Annotated in this window: 20 protein-coding genes; 6 read left to right on the top strand and 14 right to left on the bottom strand. The window is 71.7% G+C overall.

The genetic code is table 11. From position 1 onward, the window contains the following. Window positions 1–11 precede the first annotated feature (11 nt). Window positions 12–914 (bottom strand): hypothetical protein, encoded by a 903-nt coding sequence (locus IEZ06_RS03085; protein WP_189235097.1) that lies wholly within the window; start codon window positions 912–914, stop codon window positions 12–14. Window positions 915–1,082: 168 nt separating this feature from the next. Here IEZ06_RS03085 and IEZ06_RS03090 point away from each other — a divergent pair, with 168 nt between their 5' ends. Beyond that, window positions 1,083–1,562: a hypothetical protein gene (locus tag IEZ06_RS03090; protein ID WP_189235098.1), complete on the top strand. Its 480-nt coding sequence runs from the start codon at window positions 1,083–1,085 to the stop codon at window positions 1,560–1,562. Window positions 1,563–1,742: 180 nt separating this feature from the next. On the opposite strand, the gene IEZ06_RS03095 is transcribed toward IEZ06_RS03090, so the two are convergent. Next, window positions 1,743–2,651 carry a class F sortase gene (locus IEZ06_RS03095; RefSeq protein ID WP_189235099.1) on the bottom strand — a complete coding sequence of 303 codons (909 nt, stop codon included), beginning with the start codon at window positions 2,649–2,651 and terminating at the stop codon, window positions 1,743–1,745. Between the two features lie 2 nt (window positions 2,652–2,653). Continuing rightward, window positions 2,654–4,123 carry a hypothetical protein gene (locus tag IEZ06_RS03100; protein WP_189235100.1) on the bottom strand — a complete coding sequence of 490 codons (1,470 nt, stop codon included), beginning with the start codon at window positions 4,121–4,123 and terminating at the stop codon, window positions 2,654–2,656. Window positions 4,124–4,402: 279 nt separating this feature from the next. On the opposite strand from IEZ06_RS03100, the gene IEZ06_RS03105 reads away from it, so the two are divergent. Continuing rightward, the gene (locus tag IEZ06_RS03105; protein WP_189235101.1) at window positions 4,403–5,548 is read left to right on the top strand and encodes an acyl-CoA dehydrogenase family protein; all 1,146 of its coding nucleotides are present in this window, start codon (window positions 4,403–4,405) and stop codon (window positions 5,546–5,548) included. 165 nt (window positions 5,549–5,713) lie between these two features. On the opposite strand, the gene IEZ06_RS03110 is transcribed toward IEZ06_RS03105, so the two are convergent. After that, window positions 5,714–6,241, bottom strand: coding sequence for a hypothetical protein (locus IEZ06_RS03110; RefSeq protein WP_189235102.1), 528 nt, complete (start codon window positions 6,239–6,241; stop codon window positions 5,714–5,716). 150 nt (window positions 6,242–6,391) lie between these two features. Between IEZ06_RS03110 and IEZ06_RS03115 the strand changes: the two genes are divergently transcribed. Then, entirely contained in the window at window positions 6,392–6,553 is a 162-nt protein-coding gene (locus IEZ06_RS03115; protein ID WP_189235103.1) for a hypothetical protein, read from the top strand. A gap of 72 nt (window positions 6,554–6,625) precedes the next feature. Here the strand turns inward: IEZ06_RS03115 and IEZ06_RS03120 are convergent, their stop codons facing one another. The 5 genes from IEZ06_RS03120 to pdxH form a co-directional block, all read right to left on the bottom strand. Then, window positions 6,626–7,402, bottom strand: a complete 777-nt coding sequence (locus IEZ06_RS03120) for an alpha/beta fold hydrolase (protein ID WP_189235104.1) — start codon at window positions 7,400–7,402, stop codon at window positions 6,626–6,628. Between the two features lie 68 nt (window positions 7,403–7,470). Beyond that, on the bottom strand, window positions 7,471–9,711 hold the full coding sequence (locus tag IEZ06_RS03125; protein WP_189235105.1) for an ATP-binding SpoIIE family protein phosphatase: 2,241 nt from the start codon (window positions 9,709–9,711) through the stop codon (window positions 7,471–7,473). A gap of 120 nt (window positions 9,712–9,831) precedes the next feature. Further along, window positions 9,832–10,533: an iron-dependent transcriptional repressor DtxR gene (locus IEZ06_RS03130; protein WP_189235106.1), complete on the bottom strand. Its 702-nt coding sequence runs from the start codon at window positions 10,531–10,533 to the stop codon at window positions 9,832–9,834. A 194-nt stretch (window positions 10,534–10,727) separates the two neighbouring features. After that, window positions 10,728–11,996: an MFS transporter gene (locus tag IEZ06_RS03135; RefSeq protein WP_229797737.1), complete on the bottom strand. Its 1,269-nt coding sequence runs from the start codon at window positions 11,994–11,996 to the stop codon at window positions 10,728–10,730. Between the two features lie 61 nt (window positions 11,997–12,057). After that, the gene (pdxH, locus tag IEZ06_RS03140; protein WP_189235107.1) at window positions 12,058–12,711 is read right to left on the bottom strand and encodes a pyridoxamine 5'-phosphate oxidase; all 654 of its coding nucleotides are present in this window, start codon (window positions 12,709–12,711) and stop codon (window positions 12,058–12,060) included. Between the two features lie 170 nt (window positions 12,712–12,881). Here pdxH and IEZ06_RS03145 point away from each other — a divergent pair, with 170 nt between their 5' ends. Together IEZ06_RS03145 and serC are read left to right on the top strand one after the other, a co-directional pair. Continuing rightward, window positions 12,882–13,988, top strand: a complete 1,107-nt coding sequence (locus tag IEZ06_RS03145) for a citrate synthase 2 (protein WP_189235108.1) — start codon at window positions 12,882–12,884, stop codon at window positions 13,986–13,988. 166 nt (window positions 13,989–14,154) lie between these two features. Then, on the top strand, window positions 14,155–15,264 hold the full coding sequence (gene serC / locus IEZ06_RS03150) for a phosphoserine transaminase (protein ID WP_189235109.1): 1,110 nt from the start codon (window positions 14,155–14,157) through the stop codon (window positions 15,262–15,264). Between the two features lie 221 nt (window positions 15,265–15,485). Here serC and IEZ06_RS03155 read toward each other — a convergent pair whose 3' ends face one another. The 5 genes from IEZ06_RS03155 to IEZ06_RS03175 all read right to left on the bottom strand — a co-directional run bounded on the left by IEZ06_RS03155 (window position 15,486) and on the right by IEZ06_RS03175 (window position 19,008). Beyond that, a complete protein-coding gene (locus IEZ06_RS03155; RefSeq protein WP_203871775.1) occupies window positions 15,486–16,118 on the bottom strand; it encodes a helix-turn-helix domain-containing protein in 633 nt (210 codons plus the stop codon). A gap of 90 nt (window positions 16,119–16,208) precedes the next feature. Further along, complete coding sequence (locus IEZ06_RS03160; RefSeq protein ID WP_189235110.1) at window positions 16,209–16,862, bottom strand: rhomboid family intramembrane serine protease; 654 nt, start codon at window positions 16,860–16,862, stop codon at window positions 16,209–16,211. A 140-nt stretch (window positions 16,863–17,002) separates the two neighbouring features. Continuing rightward, window positions 17,003–17,797, bottom strand: coding sequence for a crotonase/enoyl-CoA hydratase family protein (locus tag IEZ06_RS03165; protein ID WP_189235111.1), 795 nt, complete (start codon window positions 17,795–17,797; stop codon window positions 17,003–17,005). A 9-nt stretch (window positions 17,798–17,806) separates the two neighbouring features. Continuing rightward, window positions 17,807–18,580, bottom strand: coding sequence for an SDR family NAD(P)-dependent oxidoreductase (locus tag IEZ06_RS03170; RefSeq protein ID WP_189235112.1), 774 nt, complete (start codon window positions 18,578–18,580; stop codon window positions 17,807–17,809). Window positions 18,581–18,669: 89 nt separating this feature from the next. Beyond that, a complete protein-coding gene (locus IEZ06_RS03175) occupies window positions 18,670–19,008 on the bottom strand; it encodes an STAS domain-containing protein (RefSeq protein ID WP_068896492.1) in 339 nt (112 codons plus the stop codon). Between the two features lie 345 nt (window positions 19,009–19,353). On the opposite strand from IEZ06_RS03175, the gene IEZ06_RS03180 reads away from it, so the two are divergent. Further along, window positions 19,354–20,826 (top strand): hypothetical protein, encoded by a 1,473-nt coding sequence (locus IEZ06_RS03180; RefSeq protein WP_189235113.1) that lies wholly within the window; start codon window positions 19,354–19,356, stop codon window positions 20,824–20,826. Window positions 20,827–20,838 lie beyond the last annotated feature (12 nt).

The raw sequence follows: 20,838 nt of genomic DNA on the forward strand, positions 1-20,838 counted from the left end.
GGCCACCCTTGTCAGCCCCGCTGCGTGGTACGGCGCCGCAGCACCAGCCCACCGGCTCCGGCCGCCGCGACCAGCAGTGCGCCGCTCAGCATGATCATGCGGGCGTCCGGACCGGCCTCGCCGCCCCCGCCCGTGGACGCCGCGCCCTCGGGCGTCTCCTCGATCTGCCGCGTCTTGGTGGTCTTGGTGGTCTTGGTGCTCTCCGTGGGCTCCGGCGTGATGGTGTGGGTGATGGTGATCGTCGGCTTCGGGGTCGTGGTGGTGTTCGTGGCCGAGGCCGACGGCGTTCCCGTCCCCGTGCCGGTGCCGGACGGCTTCACCGTGATCAGCAGCCCGGCGGCGGTGACCTCCGCCGGGGACGCGGGCGTGCAGTCGTACAGGTCGCCGACGGTGCCGGTGCCGCTGGTCGGGCCCACCGCCAGGATGAAGGAGCTGGGCTGGATCCCGATGACGCCGGTGGCGGTCGGCGTCATCGTGATGAACACGGTGGAGGTCGGCAGTGGGCTGCCCTGGGCCACCGCGCCGGGGGTGGACGAGGTCGTGGCGAGGACGGTCGAGGTCTGCGTGGGCAGCGGCGAGCCCGTGACCAGCGCCTCCGCCTCGACCACGAGGCGCTCGGTGGCGGCGACGGCCGAGGGGGCGAGCAGGCTCGGTTCGGGGGCGACGGGCTGGCCGATCTTCCAGGTCGCGACGACCGGGCCGTTCGGCGTCGGCGCCAGCGGGCCGGTCAGGTCCATCTGGAACTTGTAGGGGCTGGCGGCGCCCGTCTCCGGCTCGCAGTTGTAGGTCACCGCCTTGGGCGCCGCCGTCATCGACGCGATCGCCGGAACGGCTCCGAAGAGGACACCTGCGCCCACTGCGCCGATGGCGGCCGTCTTGACCGCGACGCGTCTGCGCGTCTTGGACTTCAGCACGGTCTCTCCCCGGTTGGATGCGGTTGCGCGGTGGGGTGATCGCCCGGGATTCCCACCGATGGTCAAGTCTTGTCATAGATCTTATGGAGACCGGACAGCGGGTGGGAACTTGTCGGCAAAACGGGCATAAATTCTCCCACGTCTCAGATCGCCTTCTACGAGGCGGTGATGCGCAGGGAGTGGACCCGGCTGGAGCGGGGGAACCGCGTCGCCGCCTGGAGCAACTCCCAGGCCACTTTCCTGGCGCAGGTCGTGGGACCGCACTTCGAGTGGCTGTGCCGGGAGTGGGCGATGGACGCCGGCCCCGACGTCTTCGGCGAACTGCCCGGAGAGGTGGCCGAAGGGGTGGTCGCCGACCCGGTCAACCGCACGCAGATCCAGGTCGACGTCGCGGTGCTGTCCTCGGCACCGCCCGGAGAGAGGCGCCGGGTCCTCTCCCTCGGCGAGGCCGAGTGGGACAAGCCGATGGGGCTGCGCCATCTCGACCGCCTCCGGCGGGCGCGCGACCTGCTGAGCGTCAAGGGCTACGACACCTCCGCCACCGTACCGGCCTGCTACGGCGGCGCCGAGTTCGACGCCGACCTCCACGCCGCGTCCGCCGCGGACCCCCGGGTCCTCCTGGTGGATCCGGCCACACTGTACGGCTGATGAGCTACCGCCGGAGAAGCGTCCGGACGCGGTCGACGCTCTGGTGGCGCTGACCGCCGGCTGACCGCCGTACGTCACGGCAGCGCCGCGGTGTTCACCAGCGACCCGGAAGACACGGCCGCCTGTCTGAAGGCGTTGGACGCGCAGGACGTGCGCCTCGTCACGGTCTGAACGCCCGGGTCAGCGCGAGGACGCCTTGCCGGTGGCGGAGAGGGTCGCGTAGACGATGATGTTGTCGGTGTAGTGGCCGGTCTTCTGGTTGAGGACGCCGCCGCAGGTGATCAGGCGCAGGGTGGCCTCGCCGGTGTTGCCGTAGACCCGCTTCGACGGGAACGCCTGCTTGCTGACCTGCTCGACCCCGTCGACGGTGAACTCCGCCACGGCCCCGTCCGAGCGCGACACCTTGATCTTGTCCCCGCGCCTGAGCTCCTTGAGGCGGACGAAGACCCCGGCCTTGCCGTTGCCGTTGACGTGGCCGAGGACGACCGAGGGTCCCTGCTGCCCGGGGACGGGACCGTGCTTGTACCAGCCCGCCAGGTGGAGCCGGTTCAGCGGAGGGGTCTGGACCCGCTGCTTCTTGTCGATCCCGAGCGTCATCAGCGACGACAGCACGCCGATCTTGGGGATGGCGATCCTGCGCGGGGTCACCCCCTCGCTCCTGAGCGGCTCCGGCGGCATCACGACGGGCAGCGGCGGCGCGGCCGTGGGTGCGGCGGCCGTCAGCGGGACCTCCAGCCCGCCCGGACCCACCTCCGCGGGTGCCCCCGCCGCGTTCTGGTCCTGCGGCTGGACGGGCTGCGGCTGGTTCTGCGCCGCCGCCTGGGGCACCGGAGGCCCGTACATCTCCTCCTCGGAGAGCGGGGCCAGGTAGGTGAGCAGCCCGGCCATGACCATCCCCACCCCGGCCAGCGACCCGGCGACCAGCAGGGAGGGGAGCAGCCACTTCCTTCCGCCGGACGCGGGCGCGCCGCCCGGGTAGACGGAACCGCCTGCCGGGTGGACGGAGTCTCCGCCCGGGGAGGCGGAGCCGTCATCCGGGCGGGGGGCGTGCCCCTCCCCCGGCGGCTCCGGGTACATTCCGGCGCCCATGCCTACTCCCCGCTCCGCGCGTGCGCCGCCCGGCGCCGGACGAGCACCGCACCGCCCAGCATCCCGCCGAAGACCACGGCCGACCCGGCTCCGACGAGGCCCAGGCCCGAGCGCTCACCGGGCCCGCCGCCCGTGTCCGCGCCCCCCTTGGGCGTCACCACGACCTGGGGGGTGGTGGGCGTCGCCCGCGTGGGCGTGACGGTGACGGTGGCCGTGACGGTCGGCTTGGGCGTGGTCGTGACGGTCTTCGTCGCGGTGGGTGAGGCGGACTTGCTGGTCTGCCCCTGGGGCGACGGAGTCGTGGGGCATACCGGAATGGGCGTAGGCGTGCGCGCAAGAGTCGGCGTCGGCGTCGGCGCCCGGGAGGGTAGAGCCTGAGGCGTGCACGAGGGAGCCACGGGCGGGAAGGTCACCGGGGGCGTGACGGAGATCGTCGGCGTCACCGAGATCGTCGGAGTGACGGACGTCGTCGGAGTGGACGTGACGGTGCCCGTCGGGTCGGGCGAGGGCGATCCGCCCGCACCTCCGATCGTGACGTCCACCGACACCGGCGCACTGTCGAGCGTGCAGACGGTCCTGTATTCGTCCGGCGGGTTCACCAGCTCCCTCGTGATCACCCGGAAGGCGTCGAGGGTCGCCTCCTTGCCCTCGTCCAGGTTCGTGACCTCGATGGTGTGCTGACCGTAGGCGAGACCGCGGAACCTCCAGAGCGTCAGCCCACCCTTGTCATCGTCGTTCGAGGCCGTGCCGTCGGGCAGCTTCGAGGCGTCCACGTAGGCCGGCGTGGCGTCCTGTCCGTTGATCTTGAATCCGATCCGGCCGGCGTCGCTGTCGCGCCGGGCGACGTACTCGATCCCGGTCCCGGTGAAGGTGAAGGTGGCCTTCGCCCCCGCCTTCGTCGTGTGGTGGACGTCGTGGTGGTGGTCGTTGTTGTTCTCCGGCTGGTCGTCGAGGCTCGCCCAGTCGCCGTCGTACTTCACATCCGGATGGTCGTCGTTGACCATGGCCTCACCGGCGGGCGGGGTGAAGTCCACGAACAACCTCTGGGGCGTCACTTTGACCTTCGCCGCCGCAGTGGTGTGGGCGGCGTCGGAGATCCCCTCGGGAAGCCTCAGAACGGTGCCCGGCTGGAGCTGGTTCGGCTGGTCCACGCTCCCCTTCGGCTGGAGGACTCCCTGCCAGCCGCCGGAGAGCTTCACGTTGCCGGTAACCGAGACCTTGCCGCCCGGAGCGAAGTAGGCCGGCGAGCCGAACCTGGCCGGAAGCTGGTTCCGGTAGCCGAGAGCCCAGCCGATGCTGAGCGGCTGGCCGACCGAGAGCGTCGTGGGAATCGACACCTTCGTCCTCAGGCTCACCGGACCGCTCTGCGTGAGGCCTCCGATGCAGGTGTAGTCGACCACCAGCTCGGCGTTGTTCGCGGAGGCCGTACCGGACGACAGCACGACCAGCGCGCCGCTCAGCAGCCCCAGCATCGGGACCGCAACCGCTGTACGGAGCCCTGTTGTCCACCGCGCCACTGGTCACTCCGCTCGTAAAACCTGGACACAGAAATGGTCATTTCATCACAACCGGTCCGGATCGTACTGGTATGCGGCAGCCCCCCGCAGGGGGTTCGGGGAGACTCCCAGGGCACTGTGGCGCAGTTGTGATCTCGCGAACGTTCCACGCGGGGAACCCGGCACCCCCGACCACCTGTACCTCCAGGTAACAGAATCGTATTCTGTTCCGCGGAGACCCTAAGGAGGCAGTCCATGCAGCGAGACCTCTTCGAGGAGGAGCACGATCTCTTCCGGGAGACCGTGCGCGAGTTCCTGGCCCGGGAGGTCGTGCCGCACCACGACCGGTGGGAGAAGGACGGCATCGTCCCCCGCGAGGTGTGGAAGAAGGCCGGCGAGGTCGGGATGTTCGGCTTCGGGGTGCCGGAGGAGTTCGGCGGGGCGGGGATCAAGGACTTCCGCTACAACGCGGTGATCGTCGAGGAGATCATCAGGGTCGGCGCGTCCGGCCTCGGCTTCTCCCTCCACAACGACGTCATGGCCCCGTACTTCGTCGACCTGACGAACGACGAGCAGAAGGCCCGCTGGCTGCCCGGGTTCGCGAGCGGCGAGCTGATCACCGCCGTCGCGATGACCGAGCCGGGAGCCGGCAGCGACCTGCAGGGCGTGCGGACCACCGCCGTGCGCGAGGGCGACCACTACGTCCTCAACGGCTCCAAGACCTTCATCACCAACGGCATCAACTCCGACCTGGTGGTGACCGTCGCCAAGACCGACCCGGCCGCGGGCGCCCGGGGCATCTCGCTGCTGGTCGTGGAGCGCGGCATGGAGGGCTTCACCCGGGGCCGCAACCTGGACAAGATCGGCATGCACGCCCAGGACACCGCCGAGCTGTTCTTCGAGGGCGTCCGCGTGCCCGCCGCCAACCTGCTCGGCGACCAGGAGGGCCAGGGCTTCTTCCAGCTCATGGGCAACCTGCCGCAGGAGCGCCTGTCGATCGCCGTCGCGGCGGTGGCCGCCGCCGAGACCGTGCTCAAGGCGACCATCGACTACTGCAGGAACCGCCAGGCCTTCGGGCGCAGCATCGGCACCTTCCAGAACACCCGGTTCGTCCTGGCCGAGCTGGACACCGAGGTCGAGATCGCCCGGCACTATCTGGACAAGTGCATCCTCGCCCTCAACGCGGAGCGGCTCACCGTCGTGGACGCCGCCAAGGCCAAGTGGTGGACCACCGAACTGCAGACCAAGGTCATCGACCGCTGCCTCCAGCTGCACGGCGGCTACGGCTACATGATGGAGTATCCCGTCGCCAAGGCCTGGATCGACAGCCGCGTCCAGACGATCTACGGCGGGACCACCGAGATCATGAAGGAGATCATCGGCCGCTCCTTCGGCTTCTGACCACTTCCCGCCGCTGATCGCCCCCGGCCGCCCTGGTCGCTTCCGGCGGCTGCCGGCGGCTGCCGGCGGCTTCCGGTCGCGGCCCCGTCCGCCGATCACACCCGCACAGCGATCACGCCCGCGCCGCGGGACATCCCGGTGCGGGCGTGATCGGCGGACGCCGGGTCAGTTCCTGACGAGCTCCTCGATCTTCACCGCCACTCCGTCCTTGATCGTCACCTTGGCGTACAGCGAGACGTCCGCCTTGAGCGCCTTCTTCAGCTGGTCCACGCTGCACCGGTGCGGGAGCTCCCCCTCGTCGCAGATGGCGCCCTGCACGTCGAACACCTCGGTGTACGGCAGGAGCTGCGCGGTGCGGTCGCCGGCGTCGTCCCCCGTGATCAGGATGGAATTCGCCCCCTTCATGGTCACCTGGCCCAGCACGTCCTCGTCGAGGCCCCTGCCGCCGGGGATGTCCGGACTCGACGGAGCCGAGGGCGAGGGCACCGGAGGCGACGCCTCGGCCGTCTCCGACGGCAGGGCCGGGGCCGGAGTGGAGACCGCGGGGGACGCGGTCTCCGTGGCGGACGCCGAGGCGGAGGGCGCCGCGGAGGTGGCGGACGGGTCCGAGCCGCCCTCCCCCGCGCAGGCGGAGAGGCACACGGCGAACGCCGCCGCCAGCAGGACACGCGTTGTCTTCGACGTTCTGTTCACGACGGCCACCCTGCCACGAACCACCGGACCGCACGCACCCGCCGTGTCCGGAAGGCGCTCACGGAACCTCCGCAGCCGTCGAACGGAACCTCCGCACCCGGCGATCGGACGGCGCATACTGGTCAGCGAGGCTTCCCCGAGGCGGTGACGATGGACAGCGGACTGATCCTGCTGGTCTTCCTGGCGTTCCTGTTCGCCTGGGGGCTGAACCGGGTGCGCCGGGCACTGCGGCTCGGCCCCCTCGCCTACGCGGGCGTCATGGTCGCGTTCGCCATCGTGATGCTCGCCGTCTGGGGACAGACCATGCGCTGACGCGCGGTGCGCCGTACCGCGCCGGACGTCACCGGGACAGACCGCGCACCGACGCGCTCCCGGCCCGCCGCGCTAACCGGCGGACGCCTCCAGCAGCACCCGGGCGACCAGTTCGGGATCATCGCTCATCGGCAGGTGGCCGCAGCCCCGCAGCAGCTTCACCCGCTGCCCGGACCACCGCGCCGCCCGTACGGCCTGCCGCCGGAGGAGCAGCCGGTCGTGCTCGCCCCAGGCGATCGTGACCGGCGCCTTGGGCGGCGCCGGGGGCATCAGCCACGCGAACGAGGCCAGCGTCTCGTCGAACCCCCCGGCGCCCCGCAGGGCCTCCCCGGCGGCGAGCACCGCCCCCTCGGAGAGCCTGCCCGGGTGCGCCACCATCAAGCCCGTCGACAGCGCCCTCGCGACCGGGTTCCGCGCCGTCGCCTCGGCCCGCTCCGGCGGGAGGGCCAGCGCCGCCGCCCTGGTCGCGCGGAGCACCGTCTGGAGGTACAGCAGCTCGCTCCGGCTCCAGAACCCCGCCGGGGACAGCGCCGCGGCCGTGCGGACGACCCCCCGGGAGGCGAGCTCCAACGCGACGTAGCCGCCGAGCGAGTTGCCCGCCACGTGCGGCTCGCGGACGCCGAGCATCCCGCAGAAGGACTCGACCGCGTCCGCGAGCGTCTCCGCGGTGTACGGCGTGCCGGGCGGCAGCGGCGGCGAGACGCCGAAACCCGGGAAGTCGACGGCGATCACGTCCCGCTCGGCGGCGAGACGGTCGAGCACGGGCAGCCACCCCTGCCAGTGGTGCCCGATGCCGTGCAGCAGGATCAGGGGCGCTCCCACCCCGCGCCGTTCGAAGGCCAGGTTCATACAGACCACTCAAGCACCGATCGGGGATCGGGCCTAGTCCCGGGAGCGCGCGGGGAGCGGTGGTGCGCTCAGCGCGACCGGGTGGGGATCTCGAACCAGACGGCCTTGCCCTCCTGCGTGGGACGGGAGCCCCAGCGCCTGGCGAGCTGGTCGACGAGGTAGAGACCGCGGCCGCCCTCGTCGTTCTCCCCGGCGCTGCGGATGCGGGGAAGCCGCAGGTCCTGGTCGAAGACCTCGACCCAGACGGACTCCCGGCCGCGCCGGATCCGGAGCGTGAACTCCTTCTCGGCGACGGTCTCGCCTTCGTCCTCGTCCTCGAAGCCGGGCAGGTCCCAGGACTCGTCGAAGTCCAGCGCACCGCCGTCCATCACCAGGTCCCGGCGGGGGACGCCGGAGTTGGCCGCGTGCAGCACGACGTTGGTGACCACCTCGGAGACGAGCAGGCAGGCGAGCTCGGCCCGCTCCTCCGGGACGTTCCACCCGGCGAAGGCCTCCGCCGCCATCCGGCGGGCCTCGCTGACCATGATCGGCTGGGCCGCGAAGGTGCGCTCCTCGACCTCCAGGTCGGCGGCGGAGGACCTGACCACCAGGATGGCCATGTCGTCGTCGATCTCACCGGGCACCGCGACCGTCGCGGCGTCGGCGATGCGCTCCACCGAGCCGCCGGAGAACTCGACGAGCTTGTCGCAGAGCAGCGCGAGGTTCTCCTCGTCGCTGAGCGGGTGGCTGCCGGAGTCGCGCATGGGGCGGCGGTCCACCAGGCCGTCGGTGTAGAGCAGCAGCGAGGCCCCCGGCGGCAGCGTCCGCGTCTCCTCCTTGTAGACCAGGTCGGCGTGCATGCCCTTGGCACGGACGCCGAGCGGCTGGCCGACCTCCTTGATGTCGAGCTCGACGCAGGTGCCGTCGGCGAGCAGCAGCGGCGGGGCGTGCCCGGCGTTGGCGAAGGACAGCTCGCGCGACCACGCGTCGTACACGAGGTACTGGCAGGTGACGATGGGCGGGACGCTGATGTCCTCGCCGCTGTCGTCCTGCTCGGGGGTGGCGATGATGCGGGTCCACTCGTCCAGCCGGGCGAGGATCTCCGCGGGCGGCTTGTCGTCCTGGGCGAAGGCGCGCAGCGCGGCCCGGAGCTGCCCCATGACGGCGGCGGCCTTGGCGCCCCGGCCCTCCACGTCGCCGATGACGATGCCGACCCGGCCGGCCGAGAGCGGGATCACGTCGTACCAGTCGCCGCCGACCTGGGTCTGGATGCCCTGGCCGTGCGAGGCGAGCGGTGCGGCGGGGTAGTAGCGGACCGCGATCTCCAGCCCGTCGAGCTGGGGCAGGGCGCGGGGCAGGAGGTATTTCTGGAAGGACTCGGCGGTGTGCCGCTCCTCCTCGAACAGCAGCGCGTTGTCCACGGCCAGCGCGACCCTGGTGGCGATGGCGCCGACGAAGTCGCGGTCGAAGGTGTCGTAGTGCGGGCTGCGCCGGTCGGTGAGGTTGGACAGCCCGAGGTACATCAGGCCGAGCGTCTCGCCGCGCACGCACAGCGGGGCGACGATGGCCGACGTCAGGCCGACCTCCGCGGCCAGCCGGGTGCTGCCCTCACTGGGGCTCGGGTAGCTGGTCCGGGCGAAGTCCTCGACCAGGACCGTCTCCTGGCGGCGCAGCGCGGTGTCGGCGTAGTGGCCCGCGGGGTAGCGGATCTCGGCGCCGAGCGGCGCCCAGGTGTCCGGCGGCGGGCTCCAGCCCTGGACGTGGGTGGAGACCCTGCGGGTCAGCCGCTCGCCCTCCATCAGCTCGATGAAGCAGTGGTCGGCGAACTGCGGGACGAGCATCTCGGCGACGCGCTTGAGCGTCTCCTCGACGTAGAGGGAGCCGGCGAGGCGCTCGCCGATCCGCTCCAGCAGGCCGAAGCGGTCCTTCTCCCGCTCGTTGCTCCGCATGGCCTCGCGGGCGGTGATGACGATGCCCGTCACCGCCCCGGAGGAGTGGCGCAGGGGCACGGCCTGCGCGCGGACGTAGATCATCGTCCCGTCGCCGCGCTTGACCTCGAAGGTGCCCTCCCAGACGCCGCCCTTGAGCACCTGCTTGGCGGCCTCGACCGCGAGCGGGTGGTCGGCCTCCATGAGGCTCGACGTGAGCCCGCGCGGCTCGGCGGAGCCCGGCGGGCCGGAATGGCCGAAGAGCTTCTCGGCGAACGGGTTCCAGTAGAGGAGATTGCTGAAGCGGTCGGTGACCACCACCGCCATCTCCGCCTGGTCGAGGACGGCTCCCGCCGAAAGGTGGTCGGCGGCGTCCTGCGGAAGATCCCCCCACCGCTTCATCCGGTGACCGCCCCTCGGTAACGGGTGTGCGCAAAGCGAACCACGGTTGCTCCTGCTGCAGTCTCGGCCGGGGAGTGGAGGGATTTCCCCGTGGGATCCAACCGAGTGAGTGCGCGCCGGTCAGCGCGCGGAGACGAAGACGTGGGCAGCGACCTCCCGCGGAAGGTCCGCAAGAGAGTTGCCCGTCGCATCGTCACCTATCACCCGCACACCGTAGTCGCTCGCCGCGAGCGTGACCTCGCGTCCGGGTTGTATCCCAACTTGCTTGAGTTTAAGCATCACAGCGGGATCGCTTTGCACTTGTTCGCTAATTCGACGGACGACAACGGGTACGTCCCTGGGTCCGGCCGCCTCCGCCATCGACGGCAGCGACTCCCATTCGACTCCGGCCACGGCGACGCCGAGCTCCTCCAGACCGGGGATCGGGTTGCCGTGCGGGTCCCGGACGGGGTTGTTCAGCAGCGTGACCAGGCGCGCCTCGACGGACTCCGACATCACGTGCTCCCAGCGGCACGCCTCGATGTGCACCTCCTCCCAGGGCAGGCCGATCACCTGGGTCAGCAGGCACTCCGCGAGGCGGTGCTTGCGCATGACACGGGTCGCGAGGGTGCGGCCGAGGTCGGTCATGGTCAGGTGCCGGTCGCCCTCGACGCGGACCAGGCCGTCCCGCTCCATCCGCGCGACCGTCTGGCTGACGGTCGGGCCGCTCTGCTGGAGCCGCTCGGCGATGCGGGCCCGGAGGGGGACGATCCCCTCCTCCTCCAGTTCGAAGATCGTGCGGAGATACATCTCCGTGGTGTCGATCAAGCCGTGTGCGGTCAAGACCCCTCCCTTCCTGTATCGGTGCCGTGTCCGCTCCGCGGCGTCCCGCGGGTCGTTCCGGACAGGGCTGGATTCACAAAAAGGTCTTGGGCTACGACCCTATTGGGAGAACCGCCCGCGATGGCCCCGAGATGACAAAGGAGGGCAACACCACGCGGCCCGGAATGCTTCCCGACCGGCCTTGGACGCCCCGGTCACGCCCCGGTCCCGCCGTCGCGCGCGCCGGTCCCGCCCGCCCGGTAGTTCCGGAACGCCGGTACGGCCAGCCCCGCGGCGAGCACCGCGGCCGCGCAGGCCAGCCCGCCGCCGACCCAGGCGCCGGTGGCGCCGAACCAGGTCGCGGTGGCCCCGGCCCGCAGGTCGCCCAGGCGGGGGCCGCCGGCGACCACCACCGTGAAGACCCCCTGCATCCGGCCGCGCATCTCGTCGGGGGCGTGGGTCTGCAGGATGGTCTGCCGCCACACGGCCGAAACCATGTCCGCCGCCCCGCCGACCGCGAGCAGCGCGACCATCAGCCAGAGCTCGCCCGCCAGGCCGGAGGCGGCGACGCTCGCCCCCCACACCGCGATGGTGAACGTGAGCGCCACTCCCTGGCGCCGGACCCGGCCCACCCAGCCCGACAGCAGCCCGCCGGCCACCGAGCCGATGGCCATGCCCGCCGAGAGCCAGCCGAACGCGATCTGGGAGCCGCCGAACCGCTCCGCCGCGATCTCCGGGAACAGCGCCCTGGGGAGCGCGAAGGCCATGGCGATGACGTCCACGACGAACGACATCAGCACCACGGGGTTGCCCGCGATGTAGCGCAGGCCGTCCGCGACGGACCGCAGGCCGGGCCTGGTCACCTCTCCCAGGGGGGCGAGTCTCGGCAGCCGCAGGGCGGCGTACAGGCTCGCGCCGAACAGCACCGCGTCGGCGAGGTAGGCGATGGCGACCCCGCCCCCGGCGAGCGCCACCCCGGCCAGCAGCGGGCCGATCACCGCGCCGATGCTGCTGACCAGGAAGTTGAGCGTGTTGGCCGCCGGGACCTGCTCGACGGGGAGCAACCGGGGGATGATCGCGCCCCGGGTCGGGCTGGTCACGGCGAAGCCGGTGGCGTGCACGGCCACGGTCGCCAGCAGCAGGCCGACGCTCGCCGTACCCGTCCAGGCCTGGACGAGCAGGGCGAGCGTCGCCGCCCAGGCGACCAGCGCGCCGCCGATCAGGAGCCGGCGCCGGTCGACGGCGTCGGCGACCGCGCCGCCCCACAGGCCGAAGACGACCAGCGGGACGAGGTTGGCCGGGCCGAGCATGCCGACCCAGAAGGACGAGCCGGTGATGGCGTAGATCTGCGCGCTGACCGCCACCGAGGTGAGCTGGAACCCCATGTAGGAGACGCCCTGCCCCAGCCAGAGCCGCCGGTAGGCCGGGTGGGCCAGGGGCCTGACGTCGACCAGATGCCTGCGCCCGAACTGCAGCAGCCCCACGTCCGCCCCCTCTTACCCATCCGGAATGACCGGATATATCAGTAAAAAGAGGGTGATGCGGTCAGGGGGCCAGGCGCTCGACGATCCAGGAGTCCCCCGCGCGGCGGTAACGCAGGCGGTCGTGCATGCGGTCGAGCTGGCCCTGCCAGAACTCCACCTCCACCGGCACGACCCGGAACCCGCCCCAGAAGTCCGGCACCGGCGGGTCCTCCGGCCAGCGCTCCGCCAGCCTGGCGTACCGCTCGTCCAGCTCCTGGCGCGAGCCCACCACCGCGGACTGCCGCGACGCCCAGGCTCCGATCCGCGAGCCGTACGGCCGGGACCTGAAGTAGGCGGCCGACTCCTCCCGCGGCAGCCTGACCACCGGGCCCTCCACCCGCACCTGGCGGCGGATGGAGTGCCAGGGGAACAGCAGGCCGGCCCGGGGGTTCTCGGTCAGGTCCCGGCCCTTGCGCGACTCGTAGTTGGTGTAGAAGACGAACCCGGTCTCGTCGTAGCCCTTGAGCAGCACGGTCCGCGCCGTCGGCCGCCCACCCGCCGAGCACGTCGCGACGACCATCGCGTTCGGCTCGGGAAGCCCGGCGTCCACGGCCTCGCCGAACCAGGCGGCGAACTGGGAGATGGGATCGGGTGCGAGGTCCTCCTCCAGCAGGGGATGACCCTCGTAGGTGCGTCGGAGCCCCGCCAGTGACGGCGGGCGCGAGGTGGCGTCCACGGGACGGTATTCTCGCGTGCTTGACGCCCGCGCACGCGCACCGCCCCCCACCTGGGGCTATCGCGTTCCGGCGGGACCGGCGGCAGGCCTCCTGAACACAGGGGGTTGAATATGACTCGCCGGTATCTCGACATCAAGGCTTTGACTTCAAGAAAGGGAGGCGGCCGAGAATGTCCGACTTCAAACCCGGGCTCGAAGGCGTCGTAGCTTTCGAGACGGAGATCGCGGAACCGGACAAAGAAGGGGGCGCCCTCCGCTACCGGGGCGTCGACATCGAAGAGCTGGTCGGCCGCGTCTCCTTCGGGAACGTCTGGGGCCTGCTCGTCGACAACAAGTTTCAGCCGGGCCTCCCCCCGGCCGAGCCGTACCCCATTCCTGTCCATTCCGGTGACATCCGCGTCGACGTGCAGAGTGCGCTGGCCATGCTGGCCCCCGCCTACGGCTTCAAGCCGCTGCTCGACATCGACGAGGACGAGGCGCGCGACAACCTCGCGCGCGCCAGCGTGACCGCCCTCAGCTTCGTCGCCCAGTCGGCGCGCGGCCTCGGTCTGCCGATGGTCCCGCAGAAGCGCGTCGACGAGGCCCAGAGCATCGTCGAGCGGTTCATGGTCCGCTGGCGGGGCGAGCCCGACCCCAAGCACGTCAAGGCCATCGACGCCTACTGGGTGTCCGCGGCCGAGCACGGCATGAACGCCTCCACCTTCACCGCCCGCGTCATCGCCTCCACCGGCGCCGACGTCTCCGCGGCGCTGAGCGGTGCGGTCGGCGCCATGTCGGGCCCGCTGCACGGCGGCGCCCCCGCCCGCGTGCTGCACATGATCGAGGGCGTCGAGCAGGTCGGCGACGCCAAGAAGTACGTCCAGAGCGAGCTGGACAAGGGCCAGCGGCTGATGGGCTTCGGCCACCGCGTCTACCGCGCCGAGGACCCCCGGGCCCGCGTGCTCCGCCGTACCGCCAAGGAGCTCGACGCGCCCCGCTACGAGGTCGCCGCGGCGCTGGAGAAGGCCGCCCTGGAGGAACTGCACGCCCGCAAGCCCGACCGGGTGCTCGCCACCAACGTCGAGTACTGGGCCGCGGTCATCCTGGACTTCGCCCAGGTCCCCTCGCACATGTTCACCTCGATGTTCACCTGCGCCCGCACCGCGGGCTGGGCCGCGCACATCCTGGAGCAGAAGCGCACGGGCAGGCTCGTCCGCCCCAGCGCCGACTACGTCGGCCCGGCACAGCGCTCGGTCAACGACGTCCCCGGCGCCGCCGAGGTCATCGGCGCGTTCTGACGCGCCCCGAGCCGGTACGGCCGTCCCGCGGGGCGGCCGTCTCGTTCTCCACCGGTACGGCCGTCCCGCGGGTCTCCGCGGGGCGGCCGTCTCGCTCTCCAGTAATCCCCGTCTCAAATCCCGGACCCGGGTCCGGGCCGCAGGACGGGCTCAGTAGGCTGGTCAGGTGGCTGACATCGTGATTCCCTCTGACCTCAAGCCCGCCGACGGCCGTTTCGGCTGCGGGCCCTCGAAGGTGCGCCCCGAGCAGATCTCGGCTCTGGCCGCCTCCGGCGCGAGCGTGCTGGGCACCTCCCACCGCCAGAAGCCGGTCAAGTCGCTCGTCGGGCGCGTCCGGGCGGGTCTGTCGGAGCTGTTCTCCCTCCCCGAGGGCTACGAGGTCGTCCTCGGCAACGGCGGCACGACCGCGTTCTGGGACATCGCCGCCTTCGGGCTCATCCGCGAGCGGTCGCAGCACCTGCACTTCGGCGAGTTCTCCTCCAAGTTCGCCTCCGTCGCGGCCAAGGCCCCGTGGCTGGGCGACCCGAGCGTCATCAAGTCCGAGGTCGGCAGCCACCCCGAGGCCGTCACCGAGGCCGGCGTGGACGTCTACGCGCTCACCCACAACGAGACCTCGACCGGCGTCGCGATGCCCGTCAAGCGCGTGGGCGAGGACGGCTCGCTCGTGCTGGTGGACGCCACCTCCGGCGCCGGCGGCCTGCCCGTCGACATCAGCGAGACCGACGTCTACTACTTCGCGCCGCAGAAGAGCTTCGCCTCCGACGGCGGCCTGTGGATCGCCCTGATGTCCCCGGCCGCGCTCGCCCGGGTCGAGGAGATCGCCGGCAGCGGCCGCTACATCCCCGAGTTCTTCAGCCTGCCCGTGGCGATCGACAACTCCGCCAAGGACCAGACCTACAACACCCCGTCGGTCGCCACGCTCTTCCTGCTCGCCGAGCAGATCGAGTGGATGAACGGCAACGGCGGCCTGGCCTGGACCACGGCGCGCAGCGCCGACTCGGCGAGCCGGCTCTACACGTGGGCGGAGAAGACCTCCTACACCACGCCGTTCGCCGCCCCCGAGTTCCGCTCCAACGTCGTCGGCACCATCGACTTCTCCGACGGGGTGGACGCCGCCGCGGTCGCCAAGGTGCTGCGCGCCAACGGCATCGTCGACGTCGAGCCCTACCGCAAGCTGGGCCGCAACCAGCTCCGCGTCGCGATGTTCCCGGCGATCGACCCGGCCGACGTCGAGGCGCTGACCCACTGCATCGACCACGTCGTCGAGCGCCTCTAGTCACGCGCTGAAGGCCCGGGAACGGCTTCCCCTTCCCGGGCCCCACCCATGACGGCCCCTGTTCGACGCACGCCGTACGGTTCCCCGGTCACAGCACCGTCGGAAGGCGTCAGGAGCCGATGCGGACATCCGTGCGGCGAGCCGGTCATCCGGAACCACCTGGGTCAGCTCCCGACGCTGGATCATCCCGATGATCTCTTCTCGGCCACGCGCCCAGCCGGTCATGGAGCATCTTCTCGCCGGAGTGGAACCGGAACACGCGGCCTGCTCCGGAGTTCGGTCAGGAAGCCGTCGTCGCTGGTCCGCCATCGCGATGCGGACACCACGACCGTGTTGACCTCTCTCCCGAGCCTGGCACCGCCCCTGGCGGCGGCATCATGCAGGTCATCCCGGTCGGGTCGGCCTATGACGAGGAGATCGATGTCGACGGGGGCCGGTCCCGGCTCACCGAGCATGCGCGCGGCCCAGGAACCGAACACCTCCGCCTGCTCTATCCCCGCCACCTCGACCAGTTCCTCGGACAGAACGTGAGCGGGACCGAGGGTTATGGTGACAAGCTCGCTGAGTGCCCGGTAGAAGGGGGCGTTCCGGTTCGCCTCCACCAGTCTGGTCCGCCCGATCCTGCGACTCCGGAGAACGGCCGCCTGCTCCAGACGCGCCACCTCCCGCGCCATGGTGCCGGTGTCGGTGTCCGCCGCGGCGGCGAGTTCGGCGATCGAGCATTCATCGCCACCGAGGTAAGCCCTGGCGAGCACCGCCGATGTGATCCGGGACCGGAAGACCGGGAAGACCGGTGGCGCTGGCTCCCGCACGCCCATCCTCTCCAGCAGGGGCGTGAGTGATGCGTTCGTCACGCTCCGAAATTCACTGTCATACGGACAGCATGTGCTGCGTTTTTGACAGTATACGTTGGCCGTTCCGGGTGGGGTGGGAACCGTGCGCGGTCAGTACGGGGATCCGTGCGGAGTGAAGGCGGGGCGAGGGCGGCGGACGATCCAGGCGGCCAGGACGCCGCCGAGCAGGCCGAAGAGGTGGCCCTGCCAGGAGACGCCCTCCTGGGTGGGGAGCACGCCCCAGATGATCGAGTAGTAGGCCACCGCGACGCCGACGCCGATCACGATGTCGAGCAGGCGGCGGTCGAACAGGCCGCGGGCCACCACCAGGCCGAAGTAGCCGAAGACCAGGCCGCTCGCGCCGACCGTGACGGACCGGGGGTCGCTGGTGAACCAGACGCCCAGGCCGCTGACCAGGATGATGATCAGGCTGGCGCCCAGGAAGCGGCCCAGGCCGCGCAGGGCCGCCAGGAAGCCCAGGACGAGCAGGGGCAGCGAGTTGGCCATCAGGTGGGCGAAGTCGGCGTGCAGGAACGGGGCGAGGAAGATGCCGGTCAGGCCCTCGACGTCCCAGGGCCGGATGCCGTAGGCGTCGAACTCGCCGGGGAGCACGTAGTCGGCGACCTCGATCGCCCACATGCCGGCGACCAGGAGGATGACGAGCATGCCGGCCCCTGCGGCTCCCGCGGCCAGGCTGCCCGCGCTGCGCCGGAGCCGCGCACCGGTGGATCGGGTGGGAGGGGTCGCCCCCGGGTGGTCGTACATGCGCTCTCCTGGCCTCATGGAGCCGTCACGTGGGCCTGTCCCGTGCCCACGCCGCACGCACCCACACCTTCACCGTACGCACTCCGGAGGCGCCGCACGCGCCCGGACGCGAACAGGCCGGGCGCGTGAGGTCTAAGGCGCTACTCGCCCTTCCACTGCGGAGCGCGCTTCTCGGCGAAGGCCGCCGCGCCCTCCATGGCGTCCTTGGAGCCGAACACCGGATTGACGATCTCGCCCTGCTTCTTGAACATCTCGTCGAGGCTCCAGTCGGCGGACTCGACGATCACGCGCTTGGTCGCGGCCAGCGCCAGCGGGGCGTTCGCCGCGATCCTGCGCGCCAGCTCCAGTGCCTTGCCCAGGGCCCCGCCCGCGGGGGTGAGATGGTTGACCAGGCCGACCTCGTACAGCCGCGAGGCCGGGAAGTGGTCGCCGGTCAGCGCGATCTCCATGGCGATGTGGTACGGGATGCGCCGCGGCAGCCGCATCACGCCGCCCGCTCCGGCGACCAGGCCGCGCTTGGGCTCGGGCAGCCCGAACTTGGCCTCCTCGGAGGCGACGATGATGTCGCAGGCCAGCGCCAGCTCGCAGCCGCCGGCCAGGGCGTACCCCTCGACCGCCGCGATGAGGGGCTTGCTCGGCGGGGCCTCGGCGAGACCGCCGAACCCCCGGCCCTCGACGACCGGGAAGTCCCCGGTCAGGAAGCCCTTGAGGTCCATCCCCGCGCAGAACGTGCCGCCCGCGCCGGTCAGCACGTAGGCGGAGACGTCCTTGCGCTCCTCCAACTCGTCCAGCGCCGCGGCGATGGCACGGGCCACGACGCCGTTGACGGCGTTCTTGGCCCTGGGCCGGTTGATCGTGATGACGGCGACGCCGCCGTCGACCTCGACGAGGACTTCGTCGGAGGCCTTCTTGTCGTCGGGAGAGACGTCGGACACCGGTGACTCCTACTTGGGCTGGAAGCGGATGCCGCCGTCGAAGCGGATGGTCTCGGCGTTCATGTAGTCGTTCTCGATCAGCGAGCGCACCAGGTGGGCGAACTCGGAGGCCAGGCCCATGCGCTTGGGGAAGACCACCGGAGCGACCAGCTTGGCCTTGAACTCGTCGGCGTTGGGCGAGAAGCCGTAGATCGGGGTGTCGATGATGCCCGGGCAGATCGTGTTGACCCGGATGCCCACCGCGCCCAGGTCGCGGGCGGCCGGGACCGTCATGCCGACGATGCCGCCCTTGGACGCGGAGTACGCCACCTGGCCGACCTGGCCCTCCAGCGCCGCCACGGAGGCGGTGTTGATCACCACGCCGCGCTGGCCGTCCGCGTCGACCGGTTCGGTCCTGGCGATGGCCGCGGCGCCGATGCGCATCAGGTTGAAGGTGCCGATCAGGTTGACCTCGATGACCTTGCGGTAGGAGGCGAGGTCGTGCGGCGAGCCGTCGCGGTTCACCGTACGGGTGGCCCAGCCGATGCCGGCGCTGTTGATCACCACGCGCAACGGCTTGCCGGTGGCCACCGCGGCGTCCACCGCCGCCTGCACCTGCTCCTCGTCGGACACGTCGGTCTTGACGAAAACCCCGCCCAGCTCGTCGGCGAGGGCCTTGCCGCGCTCCTCGTTCAGGTCGGCGACGACCACGGTCGCGCCGTGCGCGGCGAGCTCGCGGGCCGTGGCCTCGCCGAGGCCGCTGGCACCGCCCGAGATGATTGCTGCTGCTCCGTTCAGGTCCATGAGCGGACTTTAACGCGGAGACCGAATGAAGTTCTACTCAGGGTGGGGTAAATCTCGCCCGGGGAACGCCAGGGAATCGTCAGATCGGGTCACAGCTCCCCGACGGCGGTGCCGACGTCGGCGAAGACCTTGATCCGGCGGTCGAGACCGGTCGTGCGCAGGATCCGCGCCACCGGTGCCTGCGGGGCGGCGAGGGCGACGCCCCCGCCCTGGCTCGTCGCCAGCCGCCACGCCTCGATCAGCACCGAGAGCCCGCTGGAGTCCATGAAGGACAACGCGGTCAGGTCGAGCACCAGCCGGGAGCCGTCGAGCTTGATCGCCTCACGGACCTCGTCCCGCAGGAAGGGCGCGGTGAACAGGTCGAGCTCTCCCTCGACCGCCACCACCACGGCGTCGCCGACGGCCCGGCGAGCCAGCCGTAGTTTCATCGATCCTCCTAGTCGAGCACGAGAGGCAGGTCTACTTTACTTCGACATCACCGCATGCGTGCTCACGCGGTCCGGCGGCCCCCTCCGGCGCGGCAGGGACGGCTCCGTGCGGCAGGGGACACTCCGTGCGGCACGGCCGGGGAGGAGCGCACGGCTCCGAGATCGTCGGAGGAATCGCCCGCGACGGCCGCTTCCGCCTCCTCGCGCGCCCGGAGGACCGACATCCGGGCTGGAAAACGCTATCCATCGACCTGCGGGAAAGTCCCTCAGGCAACGACTGGCCGATAGCGGCCAGGACTGATCGGATGTATGCGGGTTTTATGGCTTATATGTTTACCTGAGGCAATGAGGTTCACCGGAAGCCCCGAACCGGAACGGCTCGACGCGGACGGGTGCGCCCGCCTGCTCGGCGTCCCGCCGAGCCGGACGCGGCGGGCGGTGGACGACGGCGGGTTCGCCAGACTCGCAGGATACGACGCCTGCGGACGGCCGTACTGGCACGCGGAGGACGTCTACCGGTGGGCGGCGCGGACGGCTCCCGAGCTCCGCGACCGCGTCCCGATCGGCTACTGGCCCGCCGCCCGCCGACCGGCGCGGTACCTCGGCACGGAGACCGTCGTGGACTGGTCCGACCGCTCCGCGACGGCGCTGGGCTGGCGGACCGCGGCCGGGCCGGTGTGGGTGGTGTGGGACCACCCGCTCGGCGGGGACGACACCCTGGCCGAGGCCGCGCGGCGGCTGCCGTCCGCCGCCGCGATCACCGCCGTGGGGGGCGACTTCGGCTTCGACGGCCCCGCGCTGCGCGGGGTCCTGCCCGCCCTCCCCGACCGCGTCTACGAGGTGCCCTGGTCCGCGCTGTCGCGGGCGGTCGGCGCGCCCGTCCCCTTCTGGCCGTTCGAGCTGCGCGTCCCCGAACTGCTGAAGGCCTGGCACCCGGGCGCCCCGCCCGTCGTGGCGCCGGCCGTCCCCGTCCAGAACCACGTCCCGGTGCTGTGCCTGGCCTCCCTGGTCGAGCCGGGCAGCCCCGCCCAGCGGGTGCTGACGAACCTGGCCCGGATCTGGCAGCACCGCGCCGCCGAGGCGGCCGCGCGGGACCTGGCGACCCTCGACCGGATCCAGGCCCCCGGGACCACGGTGGTGGCCGCCGTCCCGCTCCCCGTTCCCGACACCGTGCCGGACGACGTGGACCGCTCCGTCCGGCGCGCCGGATGGCTGGAGATCCTCTCCCGCGACGACGTCCTCGCCGCCGCCTGCGTCCGCCAGGCCATGCTGTGGGACGGCGGGGCCGACTTCCCCTTCGGCAATCCCGAGACCGTGGAGCCCGACAGCGCCCCGGGCGCCGAGTGGACCGAGCGGCTGGTCCCCGCGCGCCGCACCGCCGCCTTCACGCTCCTGGACCCGGACCGGTCGGCGGTCGAGACGCTGCTCGACCCCGAGACCGACGCCCCGGTCATCCGCACCGGGAACGGGACGCTGCACGTCGCCGTCCCGCAGCGGCTGCCCGCCACCAGCCCCCTGGCCGAGGTGATCCTGGACTCCCCCGTCTGGGTGCGGACCCGGGACGGCGTGCTCTACCCCGCGCCCATGGACCGGCGCCAGAGGCTGGGCTGGGGCTACCGCGGATCCGGCGCCACGGCCCTGGCGCTGCTGACCGACCGGCTCCTCGCCGACGTCAACGCCCTGGCCCCCGAGGGCGGCGAAGCGGCGCCCCGGGGCCTGGAGGAGCTCATGGCCACGGGATGGCCCCGGGGCACGGTCCTGACGCGGGGCCTGCTGGAGGCCGCCAGGGCGGGCCGGCCGTACAGCGGGCCGGCCTGAGCGGGGACGACC

Origin of the sequence: Planomonospora antibiotica (assembly GCF_014647955.1) — a bacterium.
Taxonomy (GTDB): Bacteria; Actinomycetota; Actinomycetes; order Streptosporangiales; family Streptosporangiaceae; genus Planomonospora; species Planomonospora parontospora.

Bases quoted from the DNA above. Each gene is read 5' to 3' on its own strand.
- IEZ06_RS03115 (WP_189235103.1), top strand. From the start codon at position 6,392: ATGGACAGCGGACTGATCCTGCTGGTCTTCCTGGCGTTCCTGTTCGCC.
- IEZ06_RS03175 (WP_068896492.1), bottom strand. From the start codon at position 19,008: ATGAAACTACGGCTGGCTCGCCGGGCCGTCGGCGACGCCGTGGTGGTG.
- IEZ06_RS03160 (WP_189235110.1), bottom strand. From the start codon at position 16,862: ATGTACGACCACCCGGGGGCGACCCCTCCCACCCGATCCACCGGTGCG.
- IEZ06_RS03090 (WP_189235098.1), top strand. From the start codon at position 1,083: ATGCGCAGGGAGTGGACCCGGCTGGAGCGGGGGAACCGCGTCGCCGCC.
- IEZ06_RS03180 (WP_189235113.1), top strand. From the start codon at position 19,354: ATGAGGTTCACCGGAAGCCCCGAACCGGAACGGCTCGACGCGGACGGG.
- IEZ06_RS03100 (WP_189235100.1), bottom strand. From the start codon at position 4,123: ATGCTGGGGCTGCTGAGCGGCGCGCTGGTCGTGCTGTCGTCCGGTACG.
- IEZ06_RS03145 (WP_189235108.1), top strand. From the start codon at position 12,882: ATGTCCGACTTCAAACCCGGGCTCGAAGGCGTCGTAGCTTTCGAGACG.
- IEZ06_RS03125 (WP_189235105.1), bottom strand. From the start codon at position 9,711: ATGAAGCGGTGGGGGGATCTTCCGCAGGACGCCGCCGACCACCTTTCG.
- IEZ06_RS03095 (WP_189235099.1), bottom strand. From the start codon at position 2,651: ATGGGCGCCGGAATGTACCCGGAGCCGCCGGGGGAGGGGCACGCCCCC.
- IEZ06_RS03170 (WP_189235112.1), bottom strand. From the start codon at position 18,580: ATGGACCTGAACGGAGCAGCAGCAATCATCTCGGGCGGTGCCAGCGGC.
- IEZ06_RS03105 (WP_189235101.1), top strand. From the start codon at position 4,403: ATGCAGCGAGACCTCTTCGAGGAGGAGCACGATCTCTTCCGGGAGACC.
- IEZ06_RS03120 (WP_189235104.1), bottom strand. From the start codon at position 7,402: ATGAACCTGGCCTTCGAACGGCGCGGGGTGGGAGCGCCCCTGATCCTG.